Below are 16,949 nucleotides of genomic sequence, written 5' to 3'. Positions count from 1 at the left end.
AACGTTTTTGACTACTCTACCCGAGATGAGGAAGCAAAGAAAGAGAGATGTCTTTGAGCATAAGCCTGATGAATAGCCTCTATTCGGCGACGGTACTCCTCTTTGCTGATTAAAGCCCCCTTAAGGCCGCCACGGAGGCTGATCTCCGAGAGATAGAAATCACCCGAGGCCAGGAGCATGAGATCCAGATGAGCATAAGGGAACCCTCCTCTTTCCATGGCCTGGTGGCAGAAAGAGAGCTCTTCTTCTCGAAGTTCATAAGGCCCAGAACGGCCTCCGTGATAGAGATTGTTCCGGAAATTTACTGGATTATAGCGCCAGTAGGCCTCGATATAGTCACCGAGAATGATTACTCGGATGTCTCTTATCCCGGGAACAAAGGGCTGGAGGACAAAAGGATAGTTCAGGCCTCCAAAGCAGGCTTGGTTATAGACTTCTTCCACGTGTCCCCATATATGGATACCCAGACCACAGTTGGCCCGATCAAGCTTGGTAATCACCTTTTCTACCCGAGCTTCCTGGTATTCGTTTATGGCCTGGATGAGATCATAACGATTGCGAATGACCTTGGTCCTTGGAAGCATCATGTCTTGGTAGATCCGGGTCTGGAGGGTCTTGGATTTAGAAAGTAGTTGGCTCAAGGCAGAAGGAACAAAGGTTACCCCCCGGCTGATGAGATCCACGAAAAGGGTTTCTTCGCAGGGGCTGAGATTGAGGATTCCGATGATGAGGTCCCCCCGGGTAAGGTCGTGGTAGTGTTTCCGGAAATCCTTGTTAGAGGAAATGACCCGGGGGGATGACATCTAAAAGAGCATTTCCATAAAGCGCCGGTGATACTTGGTGAGGTCAGCATTACAGTGGCCACAGTAGAGACGAACCTCACCAATCACTTGGGAATCATCGCTGACCGGGGTGAAACTTCCGTCTTCGTTCTGGATGTAGTGGGTGGTCATAATCACGTTTTCGGCCACTTCATAGAAGTCAGTATCGTTACCACAGTCCGGACAAACGACCCGCATGGTCAGATTGCCCGGAAGAAGCTTACATTTAATACGACGAGTGACATTGTTGGTGACCTTCTTCATCCTGTGCCCCTTGCGTGGTATATGCTCCTGTTGACCTTATTATTGACTGTAGTAACCGGTAAGGCTTGTTTTGTCGAGGACATAAGGCTCAATAGCCCCTAAAAAACCCTCCAGATTGATGTCTTCTGGCAGATCAAGGTCTTCGGTTGAAAGGGCGTAGATGGTAAAAACATAGGGATGGTCGCCTGTGCCCGGTGGCGGTTGGGGGCCACCGTAGCCAACAAAGCCAAAAGAATTCTTAAGTTCCTTTGCTTCCGGGGGCATCGCCCGACCAGAGGCCCCTTCAGGGAGATGGTGGACCGAGGCCGGGATGTTTATTACCAGCCAGTGAACCCAATTTCTAGCAATGGGGTGGGGATCCACACAGGACAAGGCAAAGGATTTTGTCCCTGGAGGGGCTCCTTCCCAGGAGAGGGGAGGCGAAAGGTTCTCCCCGCCGGCAGGGATCATGACGTATTTGGTGGGGATTCGGCCTCCGTCTCCAAAAGCCTCTGAAGAGATCTTCATGGCCTCACCTCCATGGGCCGGCCAAAAGCCGAGGGTAAAAATGGCCACCGTCAAGAAACAAATCCACCTCATGGATCAACTCAATATAAAACCTTTCTTCACAAAGGGCAAAAAATTTTTGACCTTTTAAGAAAGCCTTTTCTCGATGACCTCTGAGGCCTTTTTGAGGGCTTCGGGGAGTTTGGCTACCTCCGGGCCTCCAGCCTGGGCCATCTCTGGACGCCCGCCCCCTCCGCCGCCAACAATTTGGGCTAGCTCTCGGATAATTTCCCCGGCCTTAAGCCGAGAAGTAAGATCCTGGGTAACCATTACCAATAGGTGGGCCTTGCCTCGGGCCTCGGCCCCAAGGACGACCACCCCTGATCCCAGTTTGTCTCGAAAACGATCTCCCATCTCCCGGAGGAGTTTAGGATCATCTAATGGCACTTTGGTGCTGACCACCTTGACTCCGGCGACCACCGGGGCGGCAGCAATCTCCCGGTCGATATCAAGGGCGGCCCCTTGGGTGGCCAGGTGTTCGATCTTTCGCTCAAGTTCCTTGAGTTCGTTAAGAAGCCTTTCCACTCGACTGGTAATCTCTTTTGGAGAGGTCTTAAGAAGGGCTGAGAGCCTCAGGCGTTCCCTTTCTAAGTTGTGGATAAAGTCAATGGCTGCTTTGGCGGTAACGGCTTCGATGCGTCTGGTGCCCGAGGCCACGCTGGCCTCGGAGATGATCTTAAAGAGGCCAATTTCCCCTGTTCGTCTGACGTGGGTTCCCCCACAGAGCTCCTGGGAAAAGCCAGGGATGGAAACTAGGCGGACAGTCTCGCCGTATTTTTCCCCAAAAAGGGCCATGGCCCCTCGGGCAAGGGCCTCTTTTAGAGAGAGATGCTCCACTTCCACGGGAAGATCTTGGCGGATCTTCTCGTTGACTAAGTCTTCAATGGCAAAAAGTTGTTCTAAGGAGAGGGCCTCAAAATGGGTGAAGTCAAAGCGGAGTCTATCCGGGGCCACTAGACTCCCGGCCTGCTTGACATGCCCTCCTAATACTGCCCGGAGGGCGGCGTGGAGAAGGTGGGTGGCCGTGTGATTGCAGGCAATGGCCTGGCGTCGGTCAACCAAGACGGTTAGTTCGTATTCTTCTCCACAGTGCAGGAGCCCTTCTTCTATCTGGGCCTGGTGGACAAAGACGTCTCCTACCCGGACGGTGTTCTTTACCCGGCCCCGGCCACTGGGGCCGACAATAAGGCCGGTGTCTCCCACCTGACCACCGGCCTCCCCATAAAAAGGGGTTTTTTCAAAGACCAGCTCCACCTCTTCGCCCTCACGGGCAGAATCTTGGGGCAGGCCCTTTTTGACGATGGCTAAGAGCCGGCTCCGGACTCGGGTGGTCTCATAGCCGACAAAGCGACTTCCCTGGCCTTTCTGGGCCAGTTCCTGGTAGATCTCTGCGGCCAGAAGATCTCTCTCCTTTCGGGCGGCTCGGCTCCGGGCCCGCTGTTTTTCCATCTGTCGGGAGAAGCCTTCCATGTCCAGAGTCAGTCCCTGTTCCAGGGCCATGTCGCGCACAATGTCGTAAGGGAACCCGTAGGTATCATAGAGCCTAAAAATAAACTCTCCGGGGATGGTCTTTTCTCCCCTTTTCTTCAGGTTCTCTATCTCTTCAGAGAGGAGTTTTAGGCCAAATTCCAGGGTCTCGCCAAAACGCTCCTCTTCGTATTCAAGGACCTTTTCAATAGTGGTCTGGTTCTGGTGAAGCTCGGGATAGGTTTCCCCCATCTCGGAGATCACGACAGCGGCCGTCTCGGGCAAGAAGGGACTTGAGAGTGAGAGGAGTTTTCCGAACCGAGCCGCCCGACGGATTATTCTCCTAAGAACATAGCCTCGCCCTTCGTTTGAGGGGAGAACCCCATCGGCAATGAGGAAAGCTGCTGCCCGGCTATGATCGGCGATGACCCGCATGGCTACATCGAGCCTTTCCTCTTGGCCATAACGATGGCCGGAGAGGATCTCCAGTTTTTTCAACAGACCGGCGAAGAGGTCACTTTCGTAGTTACTTCTTTTGCCCTGAACAGTGGCGGTGATCCGTTCAAGGCCCATGCCCGTGTCGATGGAAGGCCTGGGGAGAGGTTCGAGTCGGCCTTCATTGGTCCGGTTGTACTGCATAAAGACTAGGTTCCAGATCTCCAGATATCGGTCACAGTCGCAACCCACGGCGCACTCAGGTCGCTGACAACCAACCTCCGGTCCTTGATCAAAGATGATCTCCGAACAGGGGCCACAGGGACCGGTCTCCCCCATGGACCAGAAATTATCCTTTTCTCCCAAGGGGATGATCCTCTCCGGGGGGACTTTGGCGATCTCGGTCCAGAGCTTGGCGGCTTCCTCATCCTCGCGGAAGACAGTCACCCAAAGGCGGTCTTTGGGCAGCTCCAGGATTTCAGTCAGGAAGTCCCAGGCATATTTGATGGCCTCTGCCTTGAAATAATCACCAAAGGAAAAGTTTCCCAGCATCTCAAAGAAGGTGTGATGTCTGGCTGTATAGCCGACGTTTTCAAGATCATTGTGTTTGCCGCCGGCCCGAACACACTTCTGACAGGAGGCCGCCCGGCAATAACTCCGCTTCTCCTGCCCCAGAAAGACCCTCTTAAACTGGACCATGCCGGCATTGGTAAAGAGCAGGGTGGGATCCTCGGCTGGGATAAGGGGAGAGCTAGGGACGATCTCGTGGCCCCGTTCGGCAAAGAACTCCAGGAAAAGACGACGTATATCCGCACCTTTAAGGATTTTCACTACCAACCTCCCTCTTGATTTGACACATCTGTGGAGAGATCAGGTTTAGCCTTGAGCAGTCTCGGCCTCGGTCTTCTTCGGTTTGAGTCCTCCGGAGAGGCGAATCTTTTCTTCGATCTCTGCGGCAAGCTCAGGGTTTTCCTTCAGATGGCGCCGGACAGCTTCTCTTCCCTGGCCAAGACGTTCTCCTTCGTAGGAGTACCAAGATCCAGCCTTGTCGATGATCCCCATAGCCACTCCCAGGTCGAGGATCTCGGCCGTCCGGGAGATGCCCTCTCCGTAATAGATGTCGAATTCGGCCTCCTTAAAGGGAGGAGCCAGCTTGTTCTTGACGATTTTGACCCGAGTGCGGTTTCCGATGGATTCGGTTCCGTCTTTGATGGCTCCGATGCGCCGGATATCAAAACGCATGGTGGCGTAAAATTTAAGGGCATTACCCCCAGTAGTAGTCTCCGGCGTTCCGTAGCCAAAGCCTCCGATCTTCATCCTTATCTGGTTGATAAAAACTACGGCGGTCTTGGAGCGGTTAATGGCCGCAGTTAGTTTGCGCAGGGCCTGGGACATAAGCCGGGCCTGAAGGCCCACTTGCATCTCGCCCATGTCTCCCTCCAGCTCAGCCCGGGGGACCAGGGCGGCTACGGAGTCAATGACGATGATGTCCACTGCTCCGGAGCGGGTCAGAACTTCGGCAATCTCCAGGGCCTGCTCACCGGTGTCCGGCTGGGAGATAAGAAGATCGTTGAGATTGACCCCCAGTCTTTCAGCGTAAGAGACATCAAGGGCGTGTTCGGCGTCAATGAAGGCAGCCGTCCCTCCGGCCTTCTGGGCTTCAGCAATGGCGTGAAGGGCCAGGGTGGTTTTGCCTGAGGACTCAGGGCCGAAGATCTCCGTGATTCGCCCCCGGGGGATACCTCCAATGCCGGTGGCAATATCTAGGCCCAGAGAACCGGTAGAGACTACCGGCACCTCGGCCACCCGCCCCCCTTCCCCCAGGCGCATGATGGCCCCCTTGCCGAATTGCTTTTCTATCTGGGAGATGGCCAGCTCCATGGCCTTCTTTCTGTCCATCGGCGCCATGAAAGACCTCCTTTTGATTAATGGGGAATTTCCATTTTTTTACCACCAACTGGCCCTATTGGCCACAGGCCCTATCGGGCGACTACAAAGGCCCCGGGAAATCCTGTAGCTTCAAGAATGGCCTCGAATCTCTTAGCGGCTTTATAGGTGGTTGCGGCAAAGATCTGAACCCGATAAAAGAGCTCTCCTTTTTCGTTTTGGTATCGGACTATCTCTACCCGGGGATAGAGCCGCTGAAGCTCTCGGCGAAAACGCCGGGCATTTTTAAGAGAACGGAAGGCTCCGACCTGAACGTAGAATCGTCCCCGAGAAAGATCCGGGATCTTGTCGAAGACGATCTTCGGGCCCCGGGCAGTCTTGATCTCATGGCCTTCTCCGAGGGCCACCAACCGAACTCGGGCAAGCCCTTTTCTGTGCATCCCCAGGGCCCTAGCAGCGGCGTAGGAAAGATCAATAATGCGTCCTTTAACAAAAGGGCCGCGATCGTTGATGCGGACCACGGTCTGACGGCCGTTTTCCAGGTTGGTTACCAAGACGTAGGTGTTCATGGGTAGGGTCTTGTGGGCGGCGGTAAACTCGTACATGTTGTAACGTTCGCCGTTGGCCGTGCGCCGTCCATGAAAGCCAGGGCCATACCAACTGGCCAGCCCCACTTCGACGAAGCCCCGGGAGGAGGGAAGAGGGTAGTAGGTTTTGCCGCCTACGGTGTAAGGTCTCTGAGTGGCTGGAGGTTTTGGCCCTGGAGGGGAGGGGATATAAGTAAGCCTAGGGGCACAACCTGCCAGAAGAAAGGCCAGCAAAAGGAGACCCAGAGGCACCTGTCGCACGAAAAAATACTCTAAAGGCCCTAGTCTCTATAGACAAGCCCAAAATGGAGAAATATTTTGGAGCTAACTCGAGCCAGGGGGGTCTTATGGAAATCTACCTTGATTACAATGCTACTTGTCCGGTGGCCGAAGAGGTTCTGGAGGCCATGGAGCCCTATTTTCGTCACCATTTTGGGAATCCCTCTTCAGGACATCGTCTGGGGCAGGCGGCTCGGGAGGCATTGGAAGAGGCCCGGAGACGACTGGCCCGGGTGATTGGGGCCAGCCCGGAGGAGATCATCTTTCTGAGCGGGGGGACCGAGGCTAACAATGCAGCTGTTTTTGGCTCTCTAGCGGCCCAGCCTGACAAGCGGCATCTTATTACTAGCCAGATAGAGCATTCTTCAGTGCTTAACCCCTGCCTCAGGCTCCTTGAACGGGGCTTTGATGTTACCTTTGTCCCTGTGGATTCGACCGGCTTGGTGGATCCCGACGACATCCGGCGGGCCATCCGAAAGGACACCGGGCTTATTAGCATTATGCAGGCCAACAACGAGGTGGGCACCATTGAGCCCGTTGCCGAAATTGGCCGCCTTGCCCGTGAGGCCGATGTGGCCTTCCATGTGGATGCAGCCCAGGCCTTGGGTAAGGTCTCCGTTTGGGTGGAGGAGCTCTTCTGTGACTATCTTACCCTGGCTGGCCATAAATTTTATGCTCCTAAAGGCATTGGAGCTCTTTATATCCGTAAAGGGGCACCCTTTTCGCCTATCCTTTCCGGGGCAGGGCAAGAAGGGGGGCGCCGTCCGGGGACAGAACCAGTAGCCCTGGCCGTAGGGTTGGCCCGGGCAGCCGAACTGGCAACGGAAGATCTTCCCCAGGAGGGCCGTCGGATGGAGACCTTAAGGGATAGACTCTATGAAGGGCTAAAGGCCCTCTGGCCAGGGCTCATCTTAAACGGGCATCCAGAGCAACGTCTGCCCAATACCTTGAATGTTTCCTTCCTCGGCCTTGAGGCTGCCCGTCTTTTGACTAAGACGCCCCAGGTTATGGTCTCAACTGGGGCAGCCTGCCATGATCGATCGGGCTCGGTTAGCCATGTTTTGGCTGCCATGGGCAAGGGGCCGGATGTGGCCCGGGGAACTATCCGCTTCTCTTTGGGGCGTATGACCACTGAGGAGGAAATTAAGGCCACGATTTCTCTTTTTGAAGAGGTCCTTAGGGCAGGTTAAGAACACGGTGTTTCAGAAGGGGTAACCTGAAATGGAATTTATTGATCTTAAAAGACAATATCAGCGGATGAAGGTCGAGATTGACCGGGCGGTTTCTTCCGTCTTAGACAGCGGACGCTTTATCCTGGGGGAGAAGGTCCGGGAGCTTGAGGAGCGTCTGGCGGCCTTTGTTGAGGTTCCTGAGGCCGTTGGGGTCTCCTCGGGGACAGACGGACTTCTTTTGGCCCTTATGGCCTACGATGTCGGCCCTGGAGATGAGGTCATTACCACGCCATTTACCTTTATTGCCACCGCTGAGGTCATAGTTCTCCTTGGGGCCCGGCCGGTCTTCGTAGACATTGACCCCCGGACATACAATCTCGATCCCCAGGCCGTAGCTGCGGCTATTGGCGCCCGAAAAGGGCGCCTTAAGGGGATTATTGCTGTGAGTCTTTTTGGCCAGTGTGCCGACTTTGATGCCCTTGGTCCCTTGGCCGAAGAGGCCGGGATCTTCCTCATAGAGGATGCCTGTCAGTCCTTGGGGGCCACTTATAAGGGGCGGCCTTCAGGGGGCCTAACCGAGCTTTCAGTAACCTCATTCTTTCCGGCCAAACCCTTGGGGGCCTATGGTGATGGGGGGATGATCTTCTGTCGCCGTCAGGATCTGGCCGAACGCCTCCGGGCCCTTAGGGTCCACGGCCAGAGGCGTCGTTATCAACACGCTGAAATAGGCCTTAATGCCCGACTTGACGCCCTCCAGGCGGCAATTCTTTTGGTCAAGCTGGCCTACTTTGAGGAGGAGATTCTCTTGAGACAGAAGTGGGCCCGGGCCTATGAGGAGCGTCTGGCTGATCTGGATCCGATAATCCTGCCCTTTGTGGCTCCAGGAAACAGGAGTGTCTTTGCCCAGTATTCCATAAGGGTTCCGGAAAGAGAGGCCCTGGTTGCCTATCTCCGGAACCGAGGCATCCCTACGGCCATTCACTATCCGGTCCCCCTTCATCTCCAGCCGGCCTTTAGAGACTTGGGCTATCAGAGGGGTGATTTCCCGGTGGCCGAGGCCGTCAGCCGGGAGATCCTTTCTCTGCCCTTTCATCCTTATCTTACTGAGGAGGAGGTGGATCAGGTCGCTCAGGCCATTAGGGACTTTTTTGCCCTTGGCGCCTGATGGTCACTGGGATATAAAGAGGTCTGAAATAGTTTCATCTGGTCCAATCTCGGGAGAAAGAGGGCCAAAATCTTTTACAAGGAGGGAGGAGAGATGGCCAAAAACGTCCTTGTCATTGGGTGCGGATCATACATTGAGACAGGCTATGGTTGCCCCGGGGATTGGAAGTGTTTCCTGGCGGCCGCCAAAAATGAGGGTACCTTTGCCGACTACAACGAGGAGGTCAAGGTAGTAGGTTTCCTGCGTTGTCGTTGTCCGGGGCGGGCCCTAGTGGCCAACGTTGGCTATGTAAAGAAAAACGCTGACTTTGATGCCATCCATCTTTCAACCTGTATGGTTAATGCCAAACCAGAGTGTAAGAACCATAACATGGACGAGCTCTGTAAGATGTTGGAAGAAAAATACGGGGTCCCGGTGATCAAGACAACTCACAACTACGGTTAAGGGTCAGTCCGGAAGGGGCAAGTCTTTGCCCCTTCCGCTTTTTCCTCTTGGTTTAAGCCTCCCCTGTCGATCTTTCTTTTTCTTCCCTTTTAAACAAACGATGGACAGCTCTGCTCCATTCCTCAAAGAGACAGTAGAGGAGAGGCACATAGACTAGGGTGAGGATGGTGGCCACCAGAAGCCCCCCGATAGCTACCACGGCCAGGGGAGAGAGCCGCTCTAGACCCACGGCCCTTTCAGCGGCGATGGGAATCATCCCGGCGATAGTTGAAAGGGCAGTCATCAGGATGGGACGGGTCCGGGCCCGGATGGATTCTTCTACGGCCAGGTAGAGCTCGGCCCCCTTGTTGCGGGCCTTTTGGATAAAGTCGATGAGGAGAATGGAATTGTTGACCACTACCCCTGAGAGGAGAATCATGCCCATGGAGGCTGGCATACAGAAGTGCCTTCCGGCCAGTAGCAGTCCCCAAATGGCCCCGATGAGGGCCAGGGGAATGGCTACCATTATGGTCAGGGGGACTCTGAAAGAGCCAAAGGTGGGCACCAGGGAAAAGTAGAGCAGGATCAGGGAGATGACCAAGGCCTTCTTCAGCCGACCGAAGGCCTCCTTCATGGGGTGAATCTCACCTTCTTGGGAGATCTTGACCCCGGCCGGTAGATCAAGCCCCCGGAGGGCCTCTTCCACCCCGGCCTGGATGTGGCTTATGGCCGCCTGGCGGCGATAGCCGAGGATATCTATGGCCGGTATCAGGTCCTCCCGGATTATTGCCCCTCTGACAAATCTCTCCTCTACCCGGGCGACTTCCCTTAGGGGCAGAGGGCCCTGGGGGGCAGGGATCAGGATGTCCAAGAGGTCCTCAAGGCTGGCTCGATCTTCTCGGGGAAAACGGACTGAGACAGGGCGAGGCCCTTCTTCTGGAAGACGCCAGACAGAAGCCTGCCGGCCGGAAAGACCACTGACGATAAACCGGGCTACCTCTTCGGGGGAGAGTCCGTGTCGGGCTAGCCTTTCCTGGTCGAAGAGGATTTGGTATTCGAGCCGATCAAAATCCCAACTTTGGGAGAGGCTGGCAACCCCCCGGACGCGGTAGAGCCGCTCTTTGATCTCTTGGGCCACTTGATGAATGATCTCTGGATCCCTGCCAGAGACCCTGACATCGACGGGGGCAGCAATAGAGGAAAGGGGAGTGGCTCCGAACTCATAGACGTGAACGCTTTTGAGCCCTGGAATCTTGAGGATGTCCTGGTAGAGGTTGTCCTCAATCTCCCAGATGGATTCCTGACGTTGAAAACGATTCACAAAGTGGGCGGTAATTAGCCCCTGACGAGGGGTGCGATCGGCTCCGAAGCTTATGGCCTCGGGCTCTGTGCCCAGAACAGTAGCCAGACGAAGAAGCCCAGGTTGGGCCTTTATCAGATTTTCCATCTCTTGGATAATCTCTGCGGCCGTTTCAGTCGGGGTGTTGGCAGAGACCTCAAAGGCCACCTTTAGGATCCCGGTGTCCATGGGGGGCATGAGATCCCGGCCGACAAGGGGGGCAATCTTCTGTCCGCTTACCACCAGGAGGATCAGGGCCGGGGCCAGAAAGAGTACCTTGTGGCCAATGCCAAAGCGAAACAGGTTGAGATAGAGGGCCTGAAGGCGATCAAGGAAGGCTTGATTGATCTTTTTAAGGAGCCTTTCAAGGAAGGGTTCTGGGCCCTTTTGGGACAGCAAATAGGGGGCCAGCAAGGGGATAATGGTCACGGAGACTAGATACGAGGCCGACAAGGCCATAGTCAGCACCAGGGCTAGCTCCCGGAGGATCTTCTCCACATAGCCCCCGACAAACATGATGGGGATAAGCACCAAAATAGTGGTGAAGGTGCCGGAGAGGTCGGCGAGCATGATCTCTCGGGTCCCCGATATGGCGGCCTCCTTGGGAGAGAGGCCTTTGTTTCGAATGTGGCGCTCGATGTTCTCGATGACAACAATGGAATCATCCACCAAGAGCCCTACGGCCAAGATGACGGCCGTCATGGTGACGATATTGAGCTCCATATTGAAGATCCCCATGAGGAAGAAGGTCAAAAGGTAAGTTGTCGGGATGGAAATAGCCGCTAGGAGAGAACCCCTTACTTTGGCTAGCAACAGGAAGATTACCGCCACAGTTAGGAAAATAGCCTCCTTCAGGGCCCCGGTGAGGTTGGACAGTGAGGTGCGAATAAGGTCTTCCTGGGTATCAACAATGGAGAAACGAAGTTGAGGCCAGTCTCGGGCTAGCCTTTTCAGGGCATCTTTGGCGGCCTCAATGGTGGCCATGACATTTCCGTCTTCAGGGCGGAGGATGTTAAGGGCTACAGCTGGAATGGCGTTGCCCCGGAAGAGGCTTCGGGGATCGCTGTGATCTAGTCGGACTTCAGCAATATCACCAAGGTTAAGGGGCGACTGGCTCCCGGGGTGGGGAATTACCAGCTCTTTGAAACGTTCTGGTTCCAGACGGTCACCGACGATCTTGATGAAGATCTCCTTCTGATTGGTCCTGATGATCCCCGAAGGAATATTTTGATTCTGGGCCCAGATGGCCGAGGCCACTTGGGCTAGGTTTAATCCATAGCGGGCCAAGGCATCGCGGTCTATTTCGATCAGGATCTCAGATTGGAGGCCGCCAAAGATCTCAACGTCGCCGATTCCCTCAACGTTAAGGAGGTTTGGTCTTAGATATCCTTCTGCCAGACGTCTTATTTCAGCCAAGTCTAGTCCTGAACCCTCTTTAGGGCTTACAGCTACAGTCATCACCGGCACCGTGGCATCACTTACCTTAAAGATACGTGGTGGCCGAAGCCCGGAGGGGAGCTCTGCCAGGATACGGTCAAGGGCGGCGGAGACGTCAACCTGGGCCGAGGAGAGCCTCTTTTCGTATTCGAACTCTACAGAGACCACAGCCACTTCGTCCCGGGAGAAGGAGCGAACCTTGCGTACCAAAGAGAGCCGGGCCAGCTCTCTTTCCACCAGGCTACTGACCTCCTTTTCTACATCCTCGGCTGAGGCCCCGGGCAAGGAAAGAACTACAAGGATTCGAGGATAGTTGGCTTCAGGAAAGAGATTCAGGGGCAACTGCCGAAAGCTCTTTAGCCCCAGGACTAATCCGAGGATCAAGATGGCCAGGATAGGATATGGATGTCGCAGATAGCGTTCCAGAAGACCCATAGTTTTAAAATGGCGGGGCAATGGTGACCAGAATACGCATGTCCGTCTTGGCCCGGACGCCATGGGGCTCACTGATATTGCAGATGAGCATCTGGCCGGCCTTAGCGGGGATGCTTGTTTCCTCGCGACCGAGAAATTCCCCTTCGCCTTCAAGGACCAAAATACTCAGCTGCCCTTCCACGGAGTGGGAGTGGACGGGGAAGGTTTTGCCGGCCTTGATGTTGAAGTTGATGATCCGGAAATACGGAGAATCGTGGATCCAGAACTTTTTAATGTCTCCTTCAAAGACTCGAAATTCATTGAGGTCAAGGACTTTTAAACCTTCTTTGCCGATCATGATCCTACCTCCTTTTGGATTCTTTGTCCCTTGGGAATAGGCCGGACCGTCTGTCCGGAATGAAGCCTTAAGAAAAGACTCGGATCTCCCAAAACAACGGCCTCCCCTGGAGACAGGTCGCCCTGACAGACCAGGAGATCTTCTCTTCGTCCCAGCACCCTTATAGGGACAAAGACCAGCCGATTTTCTCGGACGGCATAGACCCCGAGAGGCTTCCTCCTGGCCAGGGCCTCAAGGGGGAGGATGAGCCCTTCAGGTTTTCTCCAGACCAGGTCAACCCCTATGGAGGCTCCCGATGGAAGCCCAAAAGGCCGCCTTTTCAAGCGGATCTCGACCACGGCCAAGGCCCCGGGCCCTACTGCCGGAAAGATACGGAAGACCTTAGCCTCCTTTAGCCTGGGGCCAAGGCGGAGGTAGGCCCGAGCCTGGGGTTTGAGTCTGGAGGCCTTCTCTTGGGGGATCTCTACCAGGAGGCGATAGCCAGCCTGGGGGGCCTCTATTTTGAGGATAGGTTCTCCAGGGAGGGCTAAATCTCCGGGATCCTTAAGGCGCTGACTCACCAGGCCGGAGAAAGGAGCTCTCAGCCTGGCGTAGGAGAGGTCCTGTTGGAGGCCTTTGAGCTCCTGTCTTAGGGCCTCGACCCGAGCCCGGGCCTGCTCATAGGCGCTTTTAGAAAGATCAAAGGCCTCTTGGGAGAGGGCCTCATGGGTCAGGAGCTTCTGGTTGCGTTTAAAGATGGCCCTTCGGGTAAGGAGCTCTGTCTGGGCGGCTCGGAGTTCGGCCTTGAGGGCTTGGATTCGACTTCGCAGGCCCTGGGCCTCGATCTCCACCAAAAGCTCTCCCTTTTTGACCGAATCACCTTCGTATTTGCTGATCTTGAGAATGAAACCGCTAAGTTTAGTGGCGATCTGGGCCGATATAAGGGGTTCCAGGGTGCCCAGGTAGTGTTCGGTGATTTCCAGACGCCCTTGAGTCACGGAGACGGTTTTTACTGGCAGGGGAGGCGCTGGCGGAGGAGGGATCTCTTTGAGGGCTTCTTTCTTTGTCTTTACCAAGCCGATAGCCCCGATGACGAGAAACAGGACCCCAAGGAAGGCCAGGACTTTGGTCTTTTTCATTTTGGTTCTCCTGTCTGCTGGAGGTAGCCTTGGCCTATCTGGCCGCTGGCAAGTTCCAGGGCTATCCGGGCGCTGAGGAGTTCGTATCGGGCTGAGAGAAGGGCGGTTTTGGCTTCCAACCAACTTCTCTGGGCAAAGAGAAGGTCAATTACTGATCCGGCCCCGGTCTGGTATTTGAGACCCTCGATCCTGAAGGCTTCTTGGGCGTAGGCCGCAGATGCCCGGTACTTTTTAATCTTCAGGAGGGCGTTTTCGATTTCGGTTTGTGCGGCTAGGATCTCCTGCCGGGCCTTAAGGCGTACGGCCCGGAGGCCTTCTTCAGCTGCCTTAAGCTGAGCCAGCTTCTCCCGCACGAGGTTTTTGCGCCCTCCGGAGTCAAATAGATTGAGTTCTAGACGCACTCCCGCTGTCCAGACCTCCTCCTGGTAGTTGAATCCGGCTCCAAAGCGTCGTCCGTAACTGGAAAAAAGGGAGATTTGAGGCAGATAGGCCCGTTTGGCCAGAGATAGGGCAACCTTGGCCTCCTCTATCCGAATTCTGGCCAAGGCGACGTCGGCCCGTCTTTCTAGGGCCTCTTCGACCTCAACAACTAGGGGTTGAAGATTCTCTCCGGACAGGGTTCCGTTGGGAATTAAATCTTGAGAGGGGGCTCCTATGAGGAGGGCCAAGATCATTTGGGCCAGTCGGAGGTTTTTTCCGGTACTCATCAGGGCTGCCTCTTCGGCTCGGACTTCTTGGTTAAGATAGAGGAGGTCAATCTTGGCGATCTTTCCCAGACGGAGCTTGAGACGGGCCTCCTTTTCGATTTCTTTAAGGGCCTTCAGGATCTCTTCTTGGGTAGTATAGAGTTCCTGAAGGAAGACAATCTGGTAGTAAGTTTGTTTTACATTGGCAACAAGATCCTCGGCAGACTGCTTAAGCTGGCTCCAGGCGTCCTTCTGGGCCAGCTCCTTGAGCCGGACCTTCTGGGCCACCCGACCACCTTCATAAAGGGGTAGCCTCACGGTGGCCTCCCAGAGATAGATATCCCGGCTGAATTCTGGAAACTGTCCCAGGCCTTTAATGGGGACTACGGCCACTGGATCACTGTGTCGTTCAGCCTGGGTGACCAGATCGGCCCTGAGCCAGCGTTTGGATCCCTCGGCCTTTCGGGCATAGGTCTGGGCCTGGATAAGCTCCCTCTGGGAGCGAAGCTCCGGGTGATTGGAAAGAGCCATTTGGATGGCTTCCTCAAGGCTTAGGGCCAGGCTTCCGGTCGGAGAGGTGATAATCAGGAACAGGGCCATCAGGAGATAGGCCTTGGGCGGAGCCTTCATGAGAAGCCCTCCAGCCCTTTTGCGGAGAAGCGGGTGATGTGGTCGATGAGGGCCTCTTTAAAGTCCTGATCATAGTTGTGTCCCAAAAGGGCTATAACCTGCTGACGGGCGAAGTGGAAGTGGATGATCTGGGCAAAGATACTCAGGATAGCCAGCCAGAAGCGACTTTCATCGAGCTCTGGCAAATAAGGCCGGAGGGCCTTTTTGATCATCTTGAGCAGAGGTCTTATTCCGCTGTTGAGAATAAGCCCAAAGGCCCTAGTCGGTTCGGTAAGCTCTCGCACCAGGAGCTGGTAGTGAATGATCCGTTCTTCTTCGGTCATCGGGCCCAGGATGATGGCTTCGGAGAAGGCCTTGATTACTCCCTCTTTGGAGTCCGAGGCCTCTTGGAGACGTTTTTTGAGGTCTTGGCGGATGAGTCTGGCCCTGGCCAGAAAACGCTCGCGGAAGACCTCCAGATAGAGTCCCTCCTTGGAGCCGAAGTGATAGTTGACCGCTGAGAGGTGGACCCCGGCCGAGGCGGTAATCTCCCTTACGGTGACTGCCTTGAAGCCCTTGGCAGCAAAGAGCCTTTCGGAGACCTGAAGGAGCCTCTGGCGGGTGCCTTCGGAGAGCCTTTCTGCGGCCAAACCTTCCATGCGAACATTTGTATCGAACATTTGTTCGAACATCAAGCGTTTTTTGTATTTTAGGCTTGCTTTCTAAGTGTCGGGGGCTTTTTGCAGATTGGGGGTAAGTGCTTTAAGCTTTGATCATGGCTCTTGATTTCCAGAAGATAAAAGACGAGGTTCAGATGGCCTTTGAGGGACGGCTCTCGCCCTTGGCCACCCCGCATTCTGCGGCCAAAAGAGAGCGTTATGAGGATCAGCTTGATTCAGATTATCGTCTGCCATTCTCCATTGATGCTGATCGGATACTTCATTCCCTGGCCTATACCAGATACATTGACAAGACTCAGGTCTTTTCTCTTATGGAAAATGTCCACATCACCCGTCGGGTAATCCATGTCCAGTTGGTCTCAAAGATTGCCCGAACTATTGGCCGGTATCTGGGACTCAACGAGGACCTCATCGAGGCCATTGCCCTGGGCCATGATATTGGCCATCCGCCTTTTGGCCACGAGGGCGAACGTTTTCTGGACGCCTTGGCTAAAGAACACGGTCTGAGTTCTTTCCAGCACAATATCCAGGGAGTTCGGGCCCTAAGGCGCCTTGAGCGAAAAGGTTTTGGCTGGAACCTTACTCTTCAAGTCTATGATGGCATCCTCTGCCATGATGGCGAAAGCAACGATTACTGTCTGGCCCCGGATCGGACAAAAAACGACTTTTCCCACCTGGATGAAGAGATCCGGCGCCGGGCCGAAGATCCTTCCTATCCCTTGCGTCCCATGACTATGGAGGGATGTGTGGTCCGGCTGGCCGACACTATAAGCTACATCGGTCGGGACATAGAAGATGCCATCTTGGTGGGCCTTATCCAACGCGAGGATATCCCCAAGGACTGCCAGGAGGTCCTCGGCCGGACCAATGGTCAGATAGTCTTCAGGCTGGTCACCAACCTCATCGCCCAGAGCAGGGGCAAGGAAGAGCTCACCTTTAGCCCAGAGGTGGCCGAGACCTTAAAGAAACTCAAGGCCTTTAATCTGGAGCGCATCTATTTAAATCCGGCCATAAAGCGGGATATGGATAAGATCGGCTGGCTTTTTGAGCACATTTTTAATCGCTGTCTGGAAGATCTTCAGAGGCACCGGAAGAGATCTCCTATCTTTAGAGATTTTCTCAACCAGATGGATGAGCAGTATTTGGAGGAGACTCCAGCCCCCCAGGTGGTTATCGACTTTATTGCAGGGATGACCGACGAGTATTTTGTCTCCTTGAGCCGGGAGTTCTTTTTTCCCGGTCGCCTGAAGGCTCTCCTTTGA

General features: G+C 54.8%; 15 protein-coding genes. 4 read left to right on the top strand and 11 right to left on the bottom strand.

All coding sequences use genetic code 11. The features are described from left to right. Positions 1–11: 11 nt before the first annotated feature. The 6 genes from ACXJJX_RS03995 to ACXJJX_RS03970 all read right to left on the bottom strand — a co-directional run bounded on the left by ACXJJX_RS03995 (position 12) and on the right by ACXJJX_RS03970 (position 6,268). Positions 12–803: an ATP-grasp domain-containing protein gene (locus ACXJJX_RS03995; RefSeq protein WP_456432344.1), complete on the bottom strand. Its 792-nt coding sequence runs from the start codon at positions 801–803 to the stop codon at positions 12–14. Then, on the bottom strand, positions 804–1,085 hold the full coding sequence (locus ACXJJX_RS03990) for a hypothetical protein (protein ID WP_456432342.1): 282 nt from the start codon (positions 1,083–1,085) through the stop codon (positions 804–806). It lies immediately after the preceding gene. Positions 1,086–1,124: 39 nt separating this feature from the next. Next, positions 1,125–1,664, bottom strand: coding sequence for a YbhB/YbcL family Raf kinase inhibitor-like protein (locus ACXJJX_RS03985; RefSeq protein WP_456432340.1), 540 nt, complete (start codon positions 1,662–1,664; stop codon positions 1,125–1,127). 54 nt (positions 1,665–1,718) lie between these two features. Then, positions 1,719–4,364, bottom strand: coding sequence for an alanine--tRNA ligase (gene alaS / locus ACXJJX_RS03980; protein WP_456432338.1), 2,646 nt, complete (start codon positions 4,362–4,364; stop codon positions 1,719–1,721). 45 nt (positions 4,365–4,409) lie between these two features. Further along, positions 4,410–5,432, bottom strand: coding sequence for a recombinase RecA (recA, locus tag ACXJJX_RS03975; RefSeq protein WP_456432398.1), 1,023 nt, complete (start codon positions 5,430–5,432; stop codon positions 4,410–4,412). Positions 5,433–5,512: 80 nt separating this feature from the next. Next, positions 5,513–6,268 (bottom strand): septal ring lytic transglycosylase RlpA family protein, encoded by a 756-nt coding sequence (locus ACXJJX_RS03970; RefSeq protein WP_456432336.1) that lies wholly within the window; start codon positions 6,266–6,268, stop codon positions 5,513–5,515. Positions 6,269–6,354: 86 nt separating this feature from the next. On the opposite strand from ACXJJX_RS03970, the gene ACXJJX_RS03965 reads away from it, so the two are divergent. The 3 genes from ACXJJX_RS03965 to ACXJJX_RS03955 all read left to right on the top strand — a co-directional run bounded on the left by ACXJJX_RS03965 (position 6,355) and on the right by ACXJJX_RS03955 (position 9,067). Next, the gene (locus tag ACXJJX_RS03965; protein ID WP_456432334.1) at positions 6,355–7,476 is read left to right on the top strand and encodes a cysteine desulfurase family protein; all 1,122 of its coding nucleotides are present in this window, start codon (positions 6,355–6,357) and stop codon (positions 7,474–7,476) included. A 31-nt stretch (positions 7,477–7,507) separates the two neighbouring features. After that, positions 7,508–8,623: a DegT/DnrJ/EryC1/StrS family aminotransferase gene (locus tag ACXJJX_RS03960; protein WP_456432332.1), complete on the top strand. Its 1,116-nt coding sequence runs from the start codon at positions 7,508–7,510 to the stop codon at positions 8,621–8,623. Between the two features lie 93 nt (positions 8,624–8,716). Beyond that, positions 8,717–9,067, top strand: a complete 351-nt coding sequence (locus ACXJJX_RS03955; protein WP_456432330.1) for a CGGC domain-containing protein — start codon at positions 8,717–8,719, stop codon at positions 9,065–9,067. A 52-nt stretch (positions 9,068–9,119) separates the two neighbouring features. On the opposite strand, the gene ACXJJX_RS03950 is transcribed toward ACXJJX_RS03955, so the two are convergent. The 5 genes from ACXJJX_RS03950 to ACXJJX_RS03930 are packed head-to-tail and all read right to left on the bottom strand — an operon-like array spanning position 9,120 to position 15,687. Beyond that, complete coding sequence (locus tag ACXJJX_RS03950; RefSeq protein ID WP_456432328.1) at positions 9,120–12,257, bottom strand: efflux RND transporter permease subunit; 3,138 nt, start codon at positions 12,255–12,257, stop codon at positions 9,120–9,122. A gap of 4 nt (positions 12,258–12,261) precedes the next feature. Then, positions 12,262–12,594, bottom strand: coding sequence for a cupin domain-containing protein (locus ACXJJX_RS03945; protein ID WP_456432326.1), 333 nt, complete (start codon positions 12,592–12,594; stop codon positions 12,262–12,264). Further along, positions 12,591–13,712, bottom strand: a complete 1,122-nt coding sequence (locus ACXJJX_RS03940; RefSeq protein WP_456432324.1) for an efflux RND transporter periplasmic adaptor subunit — start codon at positions 13,710–13,712, stop codon at positions 12,591–12,593. The genes ACXJJX_RS03945 and ACXJJX_RS03940 overlap by 4 nt, the downstream gene beginning before the upstream one ends. Further along, positions 13,709–15,028, bottom strand: coding sequence for a TolC family protein (locus tag ACXJJX_RS03935; protein WP_456432322.1), 1,320 nt, complete (start codon positions 15,026–15,028; stop codon positions 13,709–13,711). Before ACXJJX_RS03935 ends, ACXJJX_RS03940 begins: the two co-directional genes overlap by 4 nt. Further along, positions 15,025–15,687: a TetR/AcrR family transcriptional regulator gene (locus ACXJJX_RS03930; RefSeq protein ID WP_456432320.1), complete on the bottom strand. Its 663-nt coding sequence runs from the start codon at positions 15,685–15,687 to the stop codon at positions 15,025–15,027. The genes ACXJJX_RS03935 and ACXJJX_RS03930 overlap by 4 nt, the downstream gene beginning before the upstream one ends. 95 nt (positions 15,688–15,782) lie before the next feature. On the opposite strand from ACXJJX_RS03930, the gene ACXJJX_RS03925 reads away from it, so the two are divergent. Beyond that, positions 15,783–16,949 carry a deoxyguanosinetriphosphate triphosphohydrolase family protein gene (locus tag ACXJJX_RS03925; protein WP_456432318.1) on the top strand — a complete coding sequence of 389 codons (1,167 nt, stop codon included), beginning with the start codon at positions 15,783–15,785 and terminating at the stop codon, positions 16,947–16,949.

The organism is Thermosulfuriphilus sp., assembly GCF_054026695.1.
The sequence above is the reverse complement of the archived record's forward strand: the minus strand, read 5'-3'. Positions and strand labels throughout refer to the sequence as shown.